Source organism: Endozoicomonas sp. OPT23, assembly GCF_009653635.1.
Taxonomy (GTDB): Bacteria; Pseudomonadota; Gammaproteobacteria; order Pseudomonadales; family Endozoicomonadaceae; genus Endozoicomonas_A.
The window spans coordinates 56,410-73,188 of sequence record NZ_PPFD01000004.1; the positions used below are offsets into that span (position 1 = coordinate 56,410).

Sequence of the window (16,779 nt, forward strand, 5' to 3'; positions counted from 1 at the left end):
CAACCTAACATTTCAGTTATTGCCGTACATACGATCAAGAACTTTATAGATTCCCTGACAAAGGAACTTCAAATCTTCATCAGAAATCACATAAGGCGGCATGACATAAACCAGCTTACCAAAAGGTCGGACCCAGACACCTTCCTTTGGAAACTCTGACTGAATCTCCGACATCACGACCGGCTCTTTCAACTCAACAACGCCGATGCCTCCCAGTACTCGAACTTCCTGAACAATATCAAGCTCAAGGCAAGTAGACAGCTGGTCCTGAAGAATCTCTTCAATATTCGCTACCTGATGCTGCCAGTCACCGCGTCCAAGAATCTCCAGGCTGGCAACACCAGCGGCACAGGTGAGTGGATTGGCCATGAATGTTGGGCCATGCATCATCGGCTCTTTGGCAGAAATGGTATCACTGACATGAGCGGTACAAAGTGTTGCTGCCATCGACATATATCCACCGGTCAGCGCTTTACCCACACACATAATATCTGGCTCAATACCCGCATGCTCGCAGGCAAACATTTTGCCGGTTCGACCAAAGCCGGTAGCAATTTCATCGTGAATTAGCAGAACACCGTGTTCGTCACAAAGCTCTTTCACCCGCTTCAAAAACTCTGGTGAGAAGAAATACATGCCACCAGCGCCCTGAACAATAGGTTCAACAATAACGGCTGCCACCTGGCCAGATAGTGCTTCCAACTGTTGTTTAAACGGTTCTATGTAAGCCTCTTCGAATTCATCTCCCCACTTACAGGCAGGCCGTTCAACGAAATAATGCTCCGGCAGAATGCCTGTGAAGTGATGGTGCATGCCATTTTCAGGATCACAAATCGACATACCGCCAGTCGTATCACCATAGTAGCCACCTTTGAAAGTGAGCATCTTGGTCTTGCCGGTTTCACCCCTGCACTGCCAGTACTGCATGGCCATCTTGATGGCCACTTCTACCGCCACAGAACCGGAGTCGGAAAAGAAAACCGTCTGCATGGAATCAGGTGTCAGATCAATCAGGCGACGAGCTAACTCAACCGCAGGTTTGTGAGTGAGACCACCAAACATCACATGGGACATGCGATCTATCTGATCTTTCAGGGCCTTATTCATTTCAGGATGGTTGTAACCATGCACCATGCTCCACCAGGATGACATACCGTCAATCACTTCCCGGCCATCACTCAACTTCAGCCGAACACCCTCGGCACTTTCTACCGCAAAGAGTTCTACATTGCTGTTAGTGGTGCTGTACGGGTGCCAGATATGTCTGGCATCAAACTCAAAATCTGACGAAGTAAAGGGTGTATTCAAGACCGCTTCCTGATGCTCTGATTCTTACCGAGGACATGTTTACCATGAGCATTGCTGTATTCATGGCTAATGTAATTCAGGAATAATAAGACGAAAGCTAGCTTATTACTAAGCTAGCTCTGTAAAGTTTGTTTTATTTCCAGTTACCTTCAGACCATTAGAAAGATAAACCTTCCGGAAGCTCTTTTTCTTCAAAATGGAAAGCCTCTCGAAATTCCGTTTCTTTGTCCAGAAGATAACTGTGCCCATATGCCGTAACCGGTTCCAGCTGATCATCAACAATATGCCATCTCTGGATGCTTCCCTGTGAGGTTGTCACCCAGATAAACTGACCATTCATACTGACATGCACTGATCTCAGAGTATCGTCTCCATCAGGCGTTATTGTGCCAGCCTTTGCCATTAGCATCCCACCTATTATTTTAAATACATCGACACCGTGAGCCCCTCCGGCAACAATAACTTTTCTCTCTTTATCAGTTTTCAAAATCCCATCTGCAGGAAGAGCCTCTGAATCTGTTTGAACAGGGTAAAACAGCATACCAGCGGTTATAAAATTAATGACTCCCCAACCTCTATACCAGGCAAGGAAAGAAAGTTCTTGATCAGGCGTACTGGTTACAAAAAGTGAGTCTGGAACAACGGCTTCATAGTTATCATCAACAGGTATTTCCTGATTGTATCTGGATGACTGTGACAAAATAGGCATCAATAACCAGGGGGTATTCAAAGAGCCCCTGTCACTCGGCCACTGCATTTGCTCAAAAAAGACACTTTCAGGGTGGATAGTTGCTTTACCCGTCTCTTTTAGCAATTCAAGATTATTAAATCTCCAAAATCGCTGCTGTATTTCTAAATCTCTATTCGTACTGTCTCTGGTTTCAAGCAATGGCTCCCCTATTCCAAATTGTATTAGTTTCACTCTCTTCATTGAAAAGTCACACATTGTGCTATTACTACTGGAACAGGTCGGATACCAGTTCAAATCAAAAGGCTGACTGATATCCTCTCTGGAGAAATACTTTGCTCTCCCAATATGACTGAGTAAAACCAGATGTTTGCAGTCATGACTAAACTCTGCACTGACGACATGCTGAAACTTCAAACCAGAAAACAGTGTTGCCTCTGGAAATACCTGAATTTGCTTTCCGTATTGATGGCCTCCAAAACCCAGAAGTTCGAGCATGGCAAATTCCAGGGTATTTTTTCTGGTCGTTTTCACCAGAAACTGTCCACAGGAAGAACCGAACACCCCAACATCATATAAAGACGGATTTTCATTGAAGGCATATCGGTAGGCTTCAGATTCTGTCAAAGGGTCTGAATAGGCTTTACCGAACATAAATACAGCACAAAGAGAGAAAGAGAAAAAGGAGAAAAAGGACAGCCATCTGACAGGGTAGTTTTTCATATCATAAACCTAAATTTATAATTAATTTTTCTATTCGAAACTCCTATGACCCTTAAAGTTTGACAATGTTCAATCGAATCGAGTTTCAGGCAATGATGACGCTTCGGCTACTGAGCACACCAACTCATATTTCATTACTTCAGACCTTTCGTTCATGGCGCGGTCAATTTCAGTTACAATTACCGGTTTAATCCAAGATTTAATTGCAGTAGACCTCAATGACCGCACTGTTTGTCAACCAACTGACCACCCTTGATTTCAGCTACCTTGATCCCGCCCGAGGCGTGGTGGGAGAGTCCTGGCTGGTCGACGTAACCCTGGAAGGGGATCTGGATGAACAGGGAATGGTGTTCGACTTTGGCCATGTTAAAAAACAGATCAAGGCCTCGCTGGATATTCTCGCAGATCACCGTTTGCTGGTACCGTCCAATCATTCCCATGTCATTATCTCTTCCGATCAGAGCCAGCTGAATGTTGCCATGGTCACCAGTACTGGCGATCAGATTCAGTGCAGTGCTCCCGCTCAGGCGATTCTGCTGGTCAACGATACTCGTATCACTCCGGAAATCCTGACGCCGATTCTTGAAGCTGAACTGCTTAAAGAAGTACCTGCCAATGTCACAGGCATCAAGCTCGATATTTATCCGGAAGCCATTCAGGGCGCTTTCTATCACTACAGTCACGGCCTGAAGAAACACCTTGGTGACTGCCAGCGAATCGCTCACGGCCATCGCTCACCGATCCATATCTATCTGGATGGCAACAGGGATTCAGATCTTGAAGAAGAGTGGGCTGAAACCTGGAAAGACATCTATATCGCCACCCGTGAAGATCTGCTGACCGAGTTCGACCTCAATGGCATCAATCATTTGAAGTTTGGCTACACCTCTGATCAGGGCTATTTTGAACTGACCATTGCTGAAGAGCGTTGCTATCTGCTGGACACAGACACGACTGTCGAGTTACTGGCTGAGCATATCGCCGATGTTCACAAGAACAGATTCCCTGCCAGCAATATCAAAGTTGTTGCTTTTGAAGGCTTTAATAAAGGCTCTATCTGCGAGAAGTGACCACTCCCTAAGCTCTGAGCATAGCCTCTGACTATTGCTACTCTAAAGAGATATCCCATTGTGAAAACGGACTTTCACCATGAGTATTGAAGATATCAATAACCGCCCGCAACGACCTGAAACAGGCCTCGATCCTGAACTGGGCCGCTCCACTCAGGACTCTTCCGAACAGGAAGTGGACATAACGTTTGAAGAGCTGCGCAGTTACGTAGAAGAAATGCTGCAGTTTAACTACGGTAGTGTCCATGAACTGATGGCACAGGTTGCTGCCGTCGCACCTGTTCGACCGGATACCTATCAAGGCAAACAACCTGATGTCGCTGCCATTGATGCGGTTAACCAGAACAACACTCAAGGCATTGCCCCGGTTGAAGCAACAGGTTCTGTTGAAGCCAGTAATAAACTCAGACTGGTAGAAGGCATGATGGGTGAACAGGATCTGCAGTTGCAACAGATCTTTGATGCACTAGCCCTGTCACGCGCCGGCAGAAAACCGGATCCGGATAGCCTTGGTATTGAGTATGAACGACTGACGTCCATTATGATTCAGGCAGAAGGCCGCAAGAATCAGATTCTCAGCCAACTGCCGGAAACCCTTCCTCATTACACTCAGCATACAGCTCAGCAGCAACTGCCTGAATTAATCACCAGCCTGCAGAAGTACGATGCCAGCTTCAGGGAAGCATTGATGGAAATTCGTACAAAACTAAACCAGCAGTAACCTTCAATCCTTAGTCTCCCATGGATGTATGAGGACATTTTGAAAAAATAATGGCATCCTGTCGCACCTGAAGAAAAAACAAAACAGCCATTGATCGGCTGAGTCAAAAAGAACAGGTGGACGACATGAGCCAGAAGACTGAATTTGCTCCCATGCCTGATGCAACAGGCTACTTTGGCGAGTATGGGGGTGCAATGGTGCCACCGGCTTTGGAGAAAGCCATTGCCGATGTTGAGCAAGCCTACCGCGACATTCGTAACGATTCCTCTTTCCGCGAGGAACTTCACGACCTCTACAAACACTACGTTGGTCGCCCAAGTCCTATTTTCTATGCCAAACGACTGTCCGATGCACTTGGTGGCGCGAAGATTTATCTGAAGCGTGAAGATCTGAACCACACGGGTGCTCACAAGATAAACCACGCTCTGGGTGAAGCTCTGCTTGCTAAATACATGGGCAAGCAGAAAGTTATTGCCGAAACCGGTGCCGGCCAGCACGGTGTTGCCATGGCTACGGCCTGTGCTCTGGTCGGCATTGAATGTGAAATTCATATGGGTCAGGTGGATATCGAGAAAGAAGCACCGAACGTTACTCGTATGAAGATTCTGGGCTGTAAGGTAGTTCCTGTTACCTTCGGCACCCGGACATTGAAAGACGCCGTAGACAGTGCATTTCAGGCTTATCTCGCCGATCCGGAAAGCCAGTTGTACGCCATTGGTTCTGTAGTGGGTCCACATCCGTTCCCGATGATGGTTCGAGACTTTCAGCAGATCATTGGTGAGGAAGCCCGTGATCAGTTTCAGGAGATGGAAGGCAGGCTGCCTGATTACCTGATGGCCTGCGTTGGTGGTGGCAGTAATGCCATTGGCCTGTTTACCGCATTCCTGAACGATGAGTCTGTGAAAATGATTGGTGTTGAGCCTTCCGGTAAAGGTCTGGACACAGAGGAACATGCAGCCACTCTGACTCTGGGAACTCCAGGGGTGATTCAGGGGTTCAAATGCTATGTCCTGCAGGATGAGCAGGGTGAACCTCTGCCAGTTCACTCCATTGCTTCCGGTCTCGATTATCCAGGCGTTGGTCCACAGCACAGCTATTTGAAAGACGTTGGTCGTGTGAAGTATCAATCAATAAACGATCAGGAATGCTTTGACGCCTTTATGACGCTGTCACGCAAGGAAGGCATTATTCCCGCTCTGGAAAGTGCTCACGCAGTGGCCGGTGCTATTCGTCTGGCGCCTCAGCTCTCTTCAGATCAGAGTATTCTGGTCAACCTGAGCGGTCGCGGTGATAAAGATATTGATTTTGTTGTAGAAAAGCTCGGACTGTAAAATCTTCCAAAACCCTGCTTCTGCAGGGTCTTTCTGACTCAGTTCCCGGAAATACGAATTCATAGACTATCCCCCATCAACGTCGGTGGGATAGCTATTTAATATTCATAGTGTATTAACACTTTACTGCTGTTCCGGCAGATTCAGGCAGTTCAAAAAGAAACCCAGTGACGTTCTGATATCCAGAGGCTCGCCTGTGGCCGGATGGCAATAATTCCCTTCCAGCACCATACTGGTATGCCCTTTTACATGAGCTGCCGCATTGATGGTCATATACCAAAGCATCTCGTCATCGGGATCAGTAATATTTAACCGTTTTTGCAGCAACTCTTTCAAAACACCGATGCAGCTGTCCGCTGCACCTTTTAAAGGCACACAGACGTCTTTTCGTGCCAGCCCGGAACTGAACATCAGCTTATGCATGGCTGGATAAGCGACCGCGGTCTCAATGTAACTAACACCTACTTCTATCAAGGCTTCATCCAGGTTATCAGAAGCATCAACGGCTTCCTGCATCCTGTTCCTGAGCATCATAAAGCCCGACTCTGCCATTGCATCCAGCAGGGCGTCCTTATCTTTAAAATGACGATAAGGCGCCGTCTGTGAAACTCCAACAGCTCGAGCAAGGGCTCTGAGGCTTAGCTTTTCAGGACCCACATTCTCCAGCTGTTGGACAGCTTCGCAGAGTAAGGTTTCTCTCAAGTTGCCATGGTGATAATGACTCATTGCCTTCTTAAGTACTCGGACATTTGAATTCCTATGTCATTTCCCCGCCTATGGCGAGAAATGACAATCTAATATTCGATGACGTGTGTCTGCACACTTATTACTACGATTCGCAGTCACAGTTTGAAGCAATAATGTAATAATCGTCAACATTGTTGACAGTGAACACATTGCTCGCCTAGCATTAGCAGCCAATAAGCGGCATGATAAAAACCACACAGGCATGGCTGCCGCACAACTCTAATAAAAATCAAGGAATGCACTAATGAGCTGCTTGCGATCCGGCATGTTCACCGGCTTACTGACGCTTATGTCGATGGTCGGAATGACCAACAGCTCATGGGCTGAAGAGAGAGCCCCCGCCGTCGTCAATGCCAGTGAAGTTCAATACCAGAGCCATGCCAGACCTATTCGCACCAGTGGCATTCTTTCCTATAAATCTCAACAGACACTCTCTTTTAAAACCGCTGGTCCCATTAATAAGCTGACCGTTCATGAAGGCGACCAGGTTAAAGCCGGACAGTTACTCGCCAGTCTCAGTCTTGGGGAAATCAATGCTCAGGTTGCAGAAGCCAGAGCTCGTGTCGAGCTTGCCAAACGAAACCTTGAACGCCTTAGAAAACTTCATGCCAGCAATGTGGTGTCACTGGATCAGTTTCAGTCGGCAGAAACAGAGCTGGAAGTTGCTCAAAGCAAACTCAACGTTATCCGCTTTAACCGTAAGTATTCCAGTATCAAGGCACCTGTCGATGGTCTGGTGTTAAGACGGTTTGTAGAATCGAACGAACTGGTTACGGCCTATCAACCGGTATTACTGGTCGCGGACACTCAACAAGGCTGGGTCATCAGAACCGGTGTCACCGATGCCGACATTGTTCGATTACAGAAAAATGATACCGCTTCAGTTAGCTTTGATGCATGGCCTGAACATATCTTTTCCGGGAAGATTACACAGCTGGCGACACTGGCTGATGAGAAGACCGGTACCTTTGAAATTGAGATCACTCTGCAAGACCCGGAAGATCGGTTGAGGTCAGGTTTTATTGGCCGGGTTAATATCCACCCCGCAGGAACACGGCAGCTGACATTGATTCCGATGGAGTCCATCATCAGCATCGATGGCAACTACGCTGAAGTATTTGTTTACTCTCTCAGCTCAAAAATTGTCAGCTCTCGTAAGGCTCACCTCGATTATCTGGAGCCTGGCTTTGCCGCCAGCAATAGCGGGTTGAAAGCAGGCGAATTACTGGTCACCCGTGGTGCAGGCCTGCTTCGCGCAGGTGAGCCCGCGCAACTTGCTGCGACTGACAGCCGCTCTTCTGATAACACCGGGGAGTAACGGTCATGCGCTTACCTGCTCTGGCGATCAAGAATCGTCGTTTTACTCTTATCGCCATGCTGTTGCTCATTCTGCTGGGGCTGGTCTCCCTGCAGAATATGCCCCGCTCTGAAGATCCTCAGTTTGAGTTTCCAGCCACCATGATTCAGGCGGTGTATCCCGGCACTAACCCCATGGATATGGAAAAGCTGATTGTTGATCCAATAGAAGAAGTCATCAATGAGCTGGATGATATCAAGGTTCTTAAAGCCAATATCGAAGATGGTCTGGCGGTTATTCGCGTCGAGTTTCTTTACGGCTCTGACCCACAGGATAAATACGACGATGTAGTCTCTTCCATTGCCCGTATCAGAGACCAGCTGCCCAATGATATTGCGGTACTGAACATTGATCGTATATCCCCTGTCGACGTTAATATTATTCAGATTGCTATCAAGTCTGAAGAGCAGGGCTATGACGTTCTCAAGCCGCTGGCTGAAAAATTTGAAAAACGACTGGAAAGAATTCCCGGCGTAAAGCGTGCGGAAACACAAGCCTTTGCTGATCAACAGCTACAGATCAAAGCCAACCTTGAGAAAATGAAAGAGCTGGGCATTGGCCTGGAAGACCTGATCAATGCCATTAAAGTATCCGGTGTAAACCTGCCGGGTGGGCATGTGCTATCCGGCAACCGCCGCTTTACCGTTCGAACCAGTGGCGACTTCCGCTCGCTGAAAGAGATAAGACGCACAGCCGTACTTTCAAGTCCCGGTAAAGTTATCTATGTCGAAGACATCGCAGACGTTGGCTTTGGTGATGCTCTGCCCAGCTATCTGGCTCGTTATCAGGGAAAGAAGTCGGTCTTTGTTACCGTGGTTCAGCGTGAAGGCAGCAATATCTTTAATGTTATGGAACAGATCAAGAGCGCCATGGCTGAGCTTGAGGAAAAGCTGCCTGAGGGTGTTGCTCTTGGCGTGACTCATGATCAGACCGAATCGGTGGATGACCGTATCAGCCAGTTCTTCGACAGTCTGGTTCAGGGTCTGCTGCTGGTTGGTATCCTGACATTACTGTTCCTTGGTTTCAGACCTGCCATGGTCATTATTTTTGCCATACCACTGTCGTTCTTTATCGGTATTGGCTGGCTGGATCTTGCAGGTTTTGGTATTCAGCAAATGTCCATTGCGGGGCTGGTTATTGCCCTTGGCCTGCTGGTTGATAACGCTATTGTTGTCACCGAAAATGTCGATCGTTTTCTCAGACAGGGCTATTCAAAGGAAGAGGCCGCTGCCAAAGGTGCCAGTCAGGTTGGCTGGGCAGTAGTAAGCGGTACTTTCACGACCATTCTCGCTTTTGTGCCGATTCTGATGTTGCAGACAGGTGCCGGTATTTTCCTGCGCTCCATGCCGGTAACCGTCATTTTGACTCTGCTGGCTTCTCTCCTGATAGCCCTGATGCTGACACCTCTAATGGCGAGTATGTTTCTACAGGGCAAGAAACGTAAAACACCAAAGCTTCTACAGGCTCTGGATGCTTTTGCCAAACGACCTTATCGACGACTGTTGTCAGCCGCTCTACGACACCCTATTGTGATATTAAGCATTGCGGTACTGACACTCGCTGGTTCAGTCATGCTGGCAGGTAAGCTGGGAGTCAGCATGTTTCCAAAGGCTGAAAAGCCGATGTTTATGGTCAACATCGAGCTGCCGGAAGGTTCCAGTTTTGATGATACAACTCGTGTCGCCATTCAAACTGAAAACATCGTCAAGGGGCACGAACTGGTTCGCTCTATCAGCACCAATATCGGCAAGGGCAACCCACGAATTTATTACAATATTTTCCCGAGTCGTCAGGTGCCTAACTACGCTCAGCTGGTCGTACGACTTCATACCGGCAAGCTGTCTGAAGTGGAGCCTTTTGTTGAAGAGCTTCGAACATCCTTTGCCAAGGTGACGGGAGCTCGCATTACCATTAAGGAACTGCTCCAGGGGCCTCCTTACGAAGCACCTATTGCTATTCGGGTGGTAGGCGATGACCTGAATCAGGTTCTGAAAGCTTCCAGAGATGTTGAGAGCTTTATTGAGCAGACAGCCGGTACGGTCAATGTCGATAACCCTCTGGATAAACCCAAGGTTGATCTGAAAGTCAGCATTAACCGTGAAAAGGCTGCAATGTACGGTGTTGCCGTTAATGCTATTGATCAGGTGATTCGTGCCAGCCTTGTAGGCGTTACCGTCAGCCAGTTCCGTGATGAAGTGGGTGAAGACTTCCCTATCGTGGTCAGCTATCAAGGCACTGAGAGACCACGTATGGAAGATTTCGACATCATGATGGTCAAATCAGCTTCCGGAAAGCTGATTCCTATCAAACAACTGGTGTCGCTGAAAATACAAAGTGCCCTGCCCAGATTCCAGCACCATATGACCGAACGAATGGTTCGAATCACGGCTGATATTAAAGGCAGCTATCAGGCTGAAGCTCTGACTAACCAGATCATAGAAAAGCTGGATCAATATGTCTGGCCTGAAGGCGTTTACTATCAGATTGGTGGTGAGCAGGAGCAGAGAAAGGAGTCCTTCGCCGGTATGACAAAAGTACTGTTGATCGCCTTGATTGGTATCTTTGCGGTACTGGTGCTGCAGTTTAACTCCTTCTCTCAGCCTCTGGTGATCTTTGCAGCCATACCTTTTGCCGTCACCGGTATGATTCTGGCTCTCTGGCTGGCTGGCTTTACCTTCTCGTTTACCGCCTTTATTGGTCTGACATCACTGGTGGGGATTGTGGTCAACAACTCCATCATCCTAGTGGATTACGCCAATCAGCTACGCAAGGAAGGTAACTCTATTACCGAAGCCATTATTATGTCAGGTCAGACTCGCCTGCTGCCGATTCTATTGACCACTATGACGACTATTGGCGGTTTGTTGCCATTGACTCTGTCCGGCTCATCCATGTGGGCTCCCATGGGTTCAACCATTATTGGTGGTCTGCTGGTTTCCACCCTGCTGACTTTGATTGTGGTGCCCGTGCTTTATAAGCTGATGAGTAAGAAAAGCATCTGACCCTTTTTAGCACCGGGCCGTTAACCAAGGGGGTTCGGTCTGGTGCGTTTTATTTACGGCGGCTTTTACGTCTAGAATTAAGGTTATTGATATCATTACTCAGGGATTGAGTCATGCCAGTGTCAAAGCCAGGCCGGCCATTTAATTCACCATTCTCTCCGCCCAAACGCTCTACTGATACAGCAACGCCAGATTCTGGTTCTTTTGCCCATAAGAGCGTTGAAAAAAAACAGGGCCAAGCCATTGCCAGCGATCTGGCTACCAGCCCACATCACCCTAAACCTACCAGCGCACCTGTCACTCAAAGAGAGGCCCGACTGCCTGAACTCAATCAGACTCTACGCAGTAAACTCTGGGAAATAGCACCCTCTCTACCTGATGACCCTGAATTCTGCAGGCAACTGATCATTGACTCTGCTCTTGCTGAATTTACCTATGAACAAAGGAAGGATCTGATTTCTGAACCTTCAGAGATCGTTCTGGAAGAAACTTCAGCTCGTCAGGGAATAGGGAGGAACTTCGAACTTCTCGAGGAAGCTGAGCCGCTTCAGTTTCAAGCCCTCATTCTTGCTCTCAAAGCACTTCCCGTCTTTAAAGGCTCTGTACTCCAGGTTAAAGACGGCCTCATATACGATAAAAAAAGCGGGCTTGTATTTACCCTGTTCACCGATAAAGAATCCGGACAGAGCAAATTGGCATTTGGTGGCACCTTTTCCGGCCGCAAACTTCCTCAGGATACAAAAAGACTGGCCATGAACCAGGTCGCAGCTGATTTCAAGAATATCTCCGGCATAGGTATACCAAAAATGTACCAACAGGCTGATGCCCTCGTAGAAATTACCAAGTCCCTTTTCCCGGCGAATACATTGACTCTTACGGGTCACTCTCTTGGGGGAGGTCTGGCACAATACGCCGGCTGTATGCACGAAGTACCCGCCAACTGCTTCGCATCAGCCGCTCTTGGTAAACCAGCCCTGCAAGAGTTACAACGTCAGGGCAAGCTCAATCCTGAATGGATCAAAAACAATATCTTTCATGTTCTGGTCGAGAACGACCCCATCAATAATCCACCCAAAACAGCGCGATTCAGAGTGCAATTTGCTCCCACTAACCTTGGAAAAAGAATCCTGCTGGAAAGCAGTGAATATTTACGAAAGGGAAAAGTCAGTGGTTATCACTGCTGTACTCATGATCATGTCAGAGAATATACAACCAGAGTCATTAAACGAAGAGAGGTGGAGAGTGGTTTCTGAATAACCGAGTCTGACAGGTTATTATGAACTCAGCCAGACAGCATCACTGCCTGACTGAGAAAGGAAACTTAAGCGACAACTTTAGCAACCGCTCTTTCAAGCGCAGCCATACCTTCACGAATATCTTCGTCAGGAATCACCAGTGAAGGCGTCATACGCAAAACATTAGGGCCAGCCACCAGCAACATCAGACCTTCCTTAGCTGCTGCTGCCAGAAACTCCTTGCCCTTGCCGTGCCACTCTTCAACCAGCTCAGCGCCAATCAGCAGACCTTTACCACGGACTTCTTTAAAGATGCCGTACTTCTCGTTGATTTTGGCCAGTTCGGTACGGAACAGTTCATTCTTGTGAACAACACCTTCCAGAACTGCAGGCTCATTGATCAGGCTGACCGCTTCCAGCGCAACGGCGCAAGCCATTGGGTTACCACCATAGGTGCTGCCGTGGCTACCGAAGCCAAAACTCTTGGCAACCCTGGTTGTAGTCAACATCGCGCCGACAGGGAAACCACCTCCCAGAGCCTTGGCTGAGGTCAGGATATCCGGAACAACATCAGTGCCCATGTAAGCGTAAAGATCACCAGTACGCCCAACACCTGTCTGAACTTCATCAAATACCAGCAGAGCATCATGTTGATCGCAGAGTTCACGAACACCACGCAAGAACTCAGGCTCAGCAGCAATAACACCACCTTCACCCTGAACCGGTTCCATTACTACGGCACAGGTTTTATCCGAAATTGCAGCTTTCAGTGCTTCCAGATCATTATATGGAAGGTGAGTAACACCACCAGGAACAGGAGCATAACCTTCACAGTATTTTGGCTGACCGCCAACGGTTACCGCAAACAGGCTGCGACCGTGAAAAGAGCTGGTGAAGGAAATAATTTCATGTTTTTCAGGGCCAACGTTATCAAACGCATATTTACGAGCCAGCTTGAAGGCGGCCTCATTGGCTTCAGTGCCTGAGTTGCAGAAAAAGACTTTTTCTGCAAAAGAAATTTCGGTGAGCTTTTGTGCCAAAGCCAGAGCAGGCTCATTGGCATAGACGTTACTCAGGTGCCAGAGCTTGTCGCTCTGTTCCTTAACAGCCTGAACCAGCTTTGGATGGCAGTGTCCCAGAGCATTTACTGCGATGCCACCAGCAAAATCGATGTATTCGCTACCTTCCTGATCCCATACTCGCGAACCTTCACCGCGCACTGGAATCATTGCCTGTGGCGCGTAGTTCGGCACCATTACTTCATCAAAGGTGGCTCTGGTTACGGCATACTCGGTCATTCTATGTCCTCAGGGAGCTTGTTATTTTGACAGGGATATTATGGACGAGGAATCGAACCAGCAGTTTACATCATGCGACGGGAAATTTGTTTTTAGGTACGGGGTTATTTTTAAAAGTCGTCTTCGTCCGACTTTAATCCGAGAGCTTTTTGCCAGCTAATGTCAAGCGTTTCCATATCTTCAGTTAGATTCATAGAAAACCCTTCGTGCATCTGTTTTATCTCATCGTAAATCTTAAGGGATGCCTGCTTTAAAGTTTCATCACGATTATGAATTGCTCTGTAAGCCAGTGCTGTCCCTTTCAGAGCCTTACTATTGGCCTCTGTAAAGTCCAGGTCTGTGTCAGGTAAAAAATCGATCAACTTCTCACAATCGGCCAATGTTTGCTTGTCAGGTAAATCACCATCAGTATCCAGTATTGATAACAGCCTCCGGATAATCATCTGGTCTCTTAGCTCCAGTAGATTTTCTGTTCTACCTTCGCCCAAGTCGACCTCAATATTACCTACTCTCTGGTAAAGCCTGTCCAGTGTGACCAGAGCGTTCAAAACCAGCTTGTCTTCATTATTAAACTTAGCCACGTTCTTAAGTGAAATATGGGTATTATCAACATCACATTCTTTGAAAACTCTCGCAGCTTTCTTTGCGGCTTTTGATGTCAGCATATTTGCAATAGGTTTGAGAAATACTTGGAACACACCTCGATAAGACACAACCATCTGTCCAAGGCTTTTTTTCACTGGTAACCAGGAAGGTCTGGGAAGGTGCTTTTCTGCAGATACTGTACCTACCTGCCTTTGGTTCCAGTTGCCCTGACCAGTCTTCTGACTACCTGACGGGGAGGCAGTAACCATTGGAATGTCTTTTTTAGAACCTGGACCTGGAACAGACATAGAAGAACCCTGAAATAAATTCCTTTAATTCATTTCGGCAAATTCAGTACAATTACGAGATATAATTCGGTTTATACCGGCATCAGTTTTCAGATACCTTAGTTAATCACGCAGTACTTAACTGAAAGGAAACCATCTTGACAGATACTGTGTCCCGGCACTTTGAGGTTGGTTTTATTCTATTTCCGGGCTTTCCATTGCTCGAACTGTCCGCTGTTCTGAAAACCTTCAAAATAGCCAATCTCCTTTCTGGCAACAGTTTCAAAACTTCATATTATGCTGCTGCGCCAAGCATTGAGAGTGATTCCGGGCTGGTTGTACAGACAGCTGACAGCGTTTCTGAATCACTGGACGCCTGTGTGCTGATTGCTGGCAATCATCAACTACCAGAATCACAAACTCTTCTCCCTGAATATAAAGTGCTGGCAGGCATAGAAGGTGGAACACGAATTCTGGCCAGTCAGAATTTACTGGATGGCTACCATGTCAGCCTGTCCGGTAGCCCTTTTGACAACTGTCGTGACTTCCCCAATATTAAGATCAGCCAAAAGAACTGTGAAGCCGACAGAGACCGAATAACCTGTCATGGCACTCTATCCGCTACCAACCTGGCTTTGGAAATACTGGCCAGCCTGCACAGTACAGAACTGGCTCAGACTGTAGCCGAACAACTTCAGTTGTCTGTCAGCTCACGCTTTCAACGGTCTCATGAAAAACAGATCATTCAAAGAAAGCAGCCACAGATTGAAGAAGCCATAGAGCTGATGGAAGCCAACATTGAAGAACCTCTGGGAGCCGACGAACTGGCTTCACTGGTGGGTATCTCAAGACGTCAGCTGGAAAGACTGTTTAGAAAACATCTGGACACGGTTCCTTCAAAACATTACCTAAAGCTGAGGCTTGAGCAGGCTCGTAAACTGCTTCAGGAAACGGTAACGCCAGTGGTTGAAGTCGGTATAGCCTGTGGTTTTTCCAATGCATCTCATTTCAGCACAGCCTATAAAAACCATTTTGGTAAAACACCCAGAGAAGAACGATCCTGAAAGGCCGTGTCTGAATATCAATAGTCACTGTCGCATTCTCAACAGCACCCATACGTACTCTTTCTTATAATTGATGTATAAATAACAACAACGTTGAGTGCTGATGTCCGACATTCTGACTCCCCTGACACCCTGGCTAAAGACACTGGATTCCAAACAGGAAACCATGTTGCAGCAAACCATCTCTCTGGCTGAAATCAACTCTGGCAGCTTCAACGCCGCCGGTGTTAACCGTGTTTTGGCTGCGGTTCGTGAACTGGCTAAACCTCTGGGAGGACAGGAAGAAGTCATTGAACTGAAACCTTTCGAGGTTATCAATGACAGAGGGGAAGCAGAGCTAAACACTCTGGGTAACGCACTCAGAATCAGCAAGCGCCCCGATGCGCCACTGAAAGTATTTCTGTGCGGACATCTCGATACGGTATTTGCTGAAAATGATGCTTTTCAAACCGTCAGACATCTCGATGACGACACCATCAATGGTCCCGGCGTTGCCGACCTTAAAGGTGGCATTGTGGTGATGTTGAATGCACTCAAGGCTCTGGAAGCCAGCCCCTGGGCAGAACAGATCGGTTGGGAAATTCTGTTCAATCCCGATGAAGAGATTGGCTCACCCGCCTCTGCAAAGCTGATTGCTGAAGCAGCAGAACGGGTGGATGTCGGCATGTTGTATGAGCCAAGCTTTCCCGATGGTAGCCTGGCAGGTCAACGTAAAGGCAGCGGCAACTTCACCGCCGTTTGCTATGGCAAGGCTGCACATGCAGGTAGAGAACATCATCTTGGCCGTAACGCGATTCGTGGTTTGTGTGACTTTGTTTCAAAGATGGACCAGCTGAACGGCAAGCGTGAAGGCATTACCTTTAACCCCGGCTATATAAACGGCGGTGGTGCTACCAACATTGTGCCTGACCGCTGCATCAGCCGTTTCAATATTCGCATCGAAAATCCGGAAGACGAACAGTGGTGTCTCGATCAGCTACAGATGATCGTAAACGACATTAACAGTCGAAGTGGTTTGAAGCTAGAACTCCATGGCAGCTTTGGCCGCAAACCGAAAGTATTGACTCCAGCCAACAGAAAGCTGTTCTCTCTGGCGCAGGAATGCGGTTATGCACTGGGCATGGCCATTGATGTGAAACCTACTGGTGGCTGCTGTGATGGCAACAACCTGGCTTCCGCCGGTATTCCCAATATCGACACACTTGGAGTTCAGGGTGGCAATATCCACAGCGACCGTGAATATATGAAGGTCAGCAGTCTGGTGCCAAGAGCCAAACTCAGTGCTGCACTGCTGATGACTCTGGCCAAAAATCAGGCCGAAGGTATCGGTAATGACTGGCTGAAAGAGACTGATGACAGGTAG

At 47.7% G+C, this 16,779-nt stretch carries 13 protein-coding genes; 8 read left to right on the forward strand and 5 right to left on the reverse strand.

Annotated features, from left to right (window positions below):
- Positions 1-12 precede the first annotated feature (12 nt).
- Positions 13-1,308, reverse strand: a complete 1,296-nt coding sequence (bioA, locus tag EOPP23_RS10720) for an adenosylmethionine--8-amino-7-oxononanoate transaminase (protein WP_153765990.1) — start codon at positions 1,306-1,308, stop codon at positions 13-15.
- A gap of 157 nt (positions 1,309-1,465) precedes the next feature.
- The gene (locus tag EOPP23_RS10725) at positions 1,466-2,719 is read right to left on the reverse strand and encodes a hypothetical protein (RefSeq protein WP_153765991.1); all 1,254 of its coding nucleotides are present in this window, start codon (positions 2,717-2,719) and stop codon (positions 1,466-1,468) included.
- Between the two features lie 218 nt (positions 2,720-2,937).
- Between EOPP23_RS10725 and EOPP23_RS10730 the strand changes: the two genes are divergently transcribed.
- From EOPP23_RS10730 to trpB, 3 genes are all read left to right on the forward strand, one after another.
- On the forward strand, positions 2,938-3,789 hold the full coding sequence (locus EOPP23_RS10730) for a 6-carboxytetrahydropterin synthase (protein ID WP_153765992.1): 852 nt from the start codon (positions 2,938-2,940) through the stop codon (positions 3,787-3,789).
- A gap of 79 nt (positions 3,790-3,868) precedes the next feature.
- Positions 3,869-4,510: a hypothetical protein gene (locus tag EOPP23_RS10735; RefSeq protein ID WP_153765993.1), complete on the forward strand. Its 642-nt coding sequence runs from the start codon at positions 3,869-3,871 to the stop codon at positions 4,508-4,510.
- A gap of 125 nt (positions 4,511-4,635) precedes the next feature.
- The gene (trpB, locus tag EOPP23_RS10740; RefSeq protein ID WP_153765994.1) at positions 4,636-5,841 is read left to right on the forward strand and encodes a tryptophan synthase subunit beta; all 1,206 of its coding nucleotides are present in this window, start codon (positions 4,636-4,638) and stop codon (positions 5,839-5,841) included.
- Positions 5,842-5,964: 123 nt separating this feature from the next.
- Here the strand turns inward: trpB and EOPP23_RS10745 are convergent, their stop codons facing one another.
- A complete protein-coding gene (locus EOPP23_RS10745) occupies positions 5,965-6,567 on the reverse strand; it encodes a TetR/AcrR family transcriptional regulator (protein WP_153765995.1) in 603 nt (200 codons plus the stop codon).
- Positions 6,568-6,832: 265 nt separating this feature from the next.
- Between EOPP23_RS10745 and EOPP23_RS10750 the strand changes: the two genes are divergently transcribed.
- From EOPP23_RS10750 to EOPP23_RS10760, 3 genes are all read left to right on the forward strand, one after another.
- Positions 6,833-7,906 (forward strand): efflux RND transporter periplasmic adaptor subunit, encoded by a 1,074-nt coding sequence (locus tag EOPP23_RS10750; RefSeq protein WP_153765996.1) that lies wholly within the window; start codon positions 6,833-6,835, stop codon positions 7,904-7,906.
- Between the two features lie 5 nt (positions 7,907-7,911).
- Positions 7,912-10,947 (forward strand): efflux RND transporter permease subunit, encoded by a 3,036-nt coding sequence (locus EOPP23_RS10755; protein ID WP_153765997.1) that lies wholly within the window; start codon positions 7,912-7,914, stop codon positions 10,945-10,947.
- 113 nt (positions 10,948-11,060) lie between these two features.
- Positions 11,061-12,200 carry a hypothetical protein gene (locus EOPP23_RS10760; RefSeq protein ID WP_153765998.1) on the forward strand — a complete coding sequence of 380 codons (1,140 nt, stop codon included), beginning with the start codon at positions 11,061-11,063 and terminating at the stop codon, positions 12,198-12,200.
- A gap of 68 nt (positions 12,201-12,268) precedes the next feature.
- Here EOPP23_RS10760 and EOPP23_RS10765 read toward each other — a convergent pair whose 3' ends face one another.
- The gene (locus EOPP23_RS10765) at positions 12,269-13,480 is read right to left on the reverse strand and encodes an aspartate aminotransferase family protein (RefSeq protein WP_153765999.1); all 1,212 of its coding nucleotides are present in this window, start codon (positions 13,478-13,480) and stop codon (positions 12,269-12,271) included.
- A 110-nt stretch (positions 13,481-13,590) separates the two neighbouring features.
- Positions 13,591-14,373, reverse strand: a complete 783-nt coding sequence (locus tag EOPP23_RS10770; protein ID WP_153766000.1) for a hypothetical protein — start codon at positions 14,371-14,373, stop codon at positions 13,591-13,593.
- 137 nt (positions 14,374-14,510) lie between these two features.
- Here EOPP23_RS10770 and EOPP23_RS10775 point away from each other — a divergent pair, with 137 nt between their 5' ends.
- Complete coding sequence (locus tag EOPP23_RS10775; protein WP_153766001.1) at positions 14,511-15,416, forward strand: GlxA family transcriptional regulator; 906 nt, start codon at positions 14,511-14,513, stop codon at positions 15,414-15,416.
- Between the two features lie 103 nt (positions 15,417-15,519).
- A complete protein-coding gene (locus EOPP23_RS10780; RefSeq protein ID WP_153766002.1) occupies positions 15,520-16,779 on the forward strand; it encodes a hydrolase in 1,260 nt (419 codons plus the stop codon).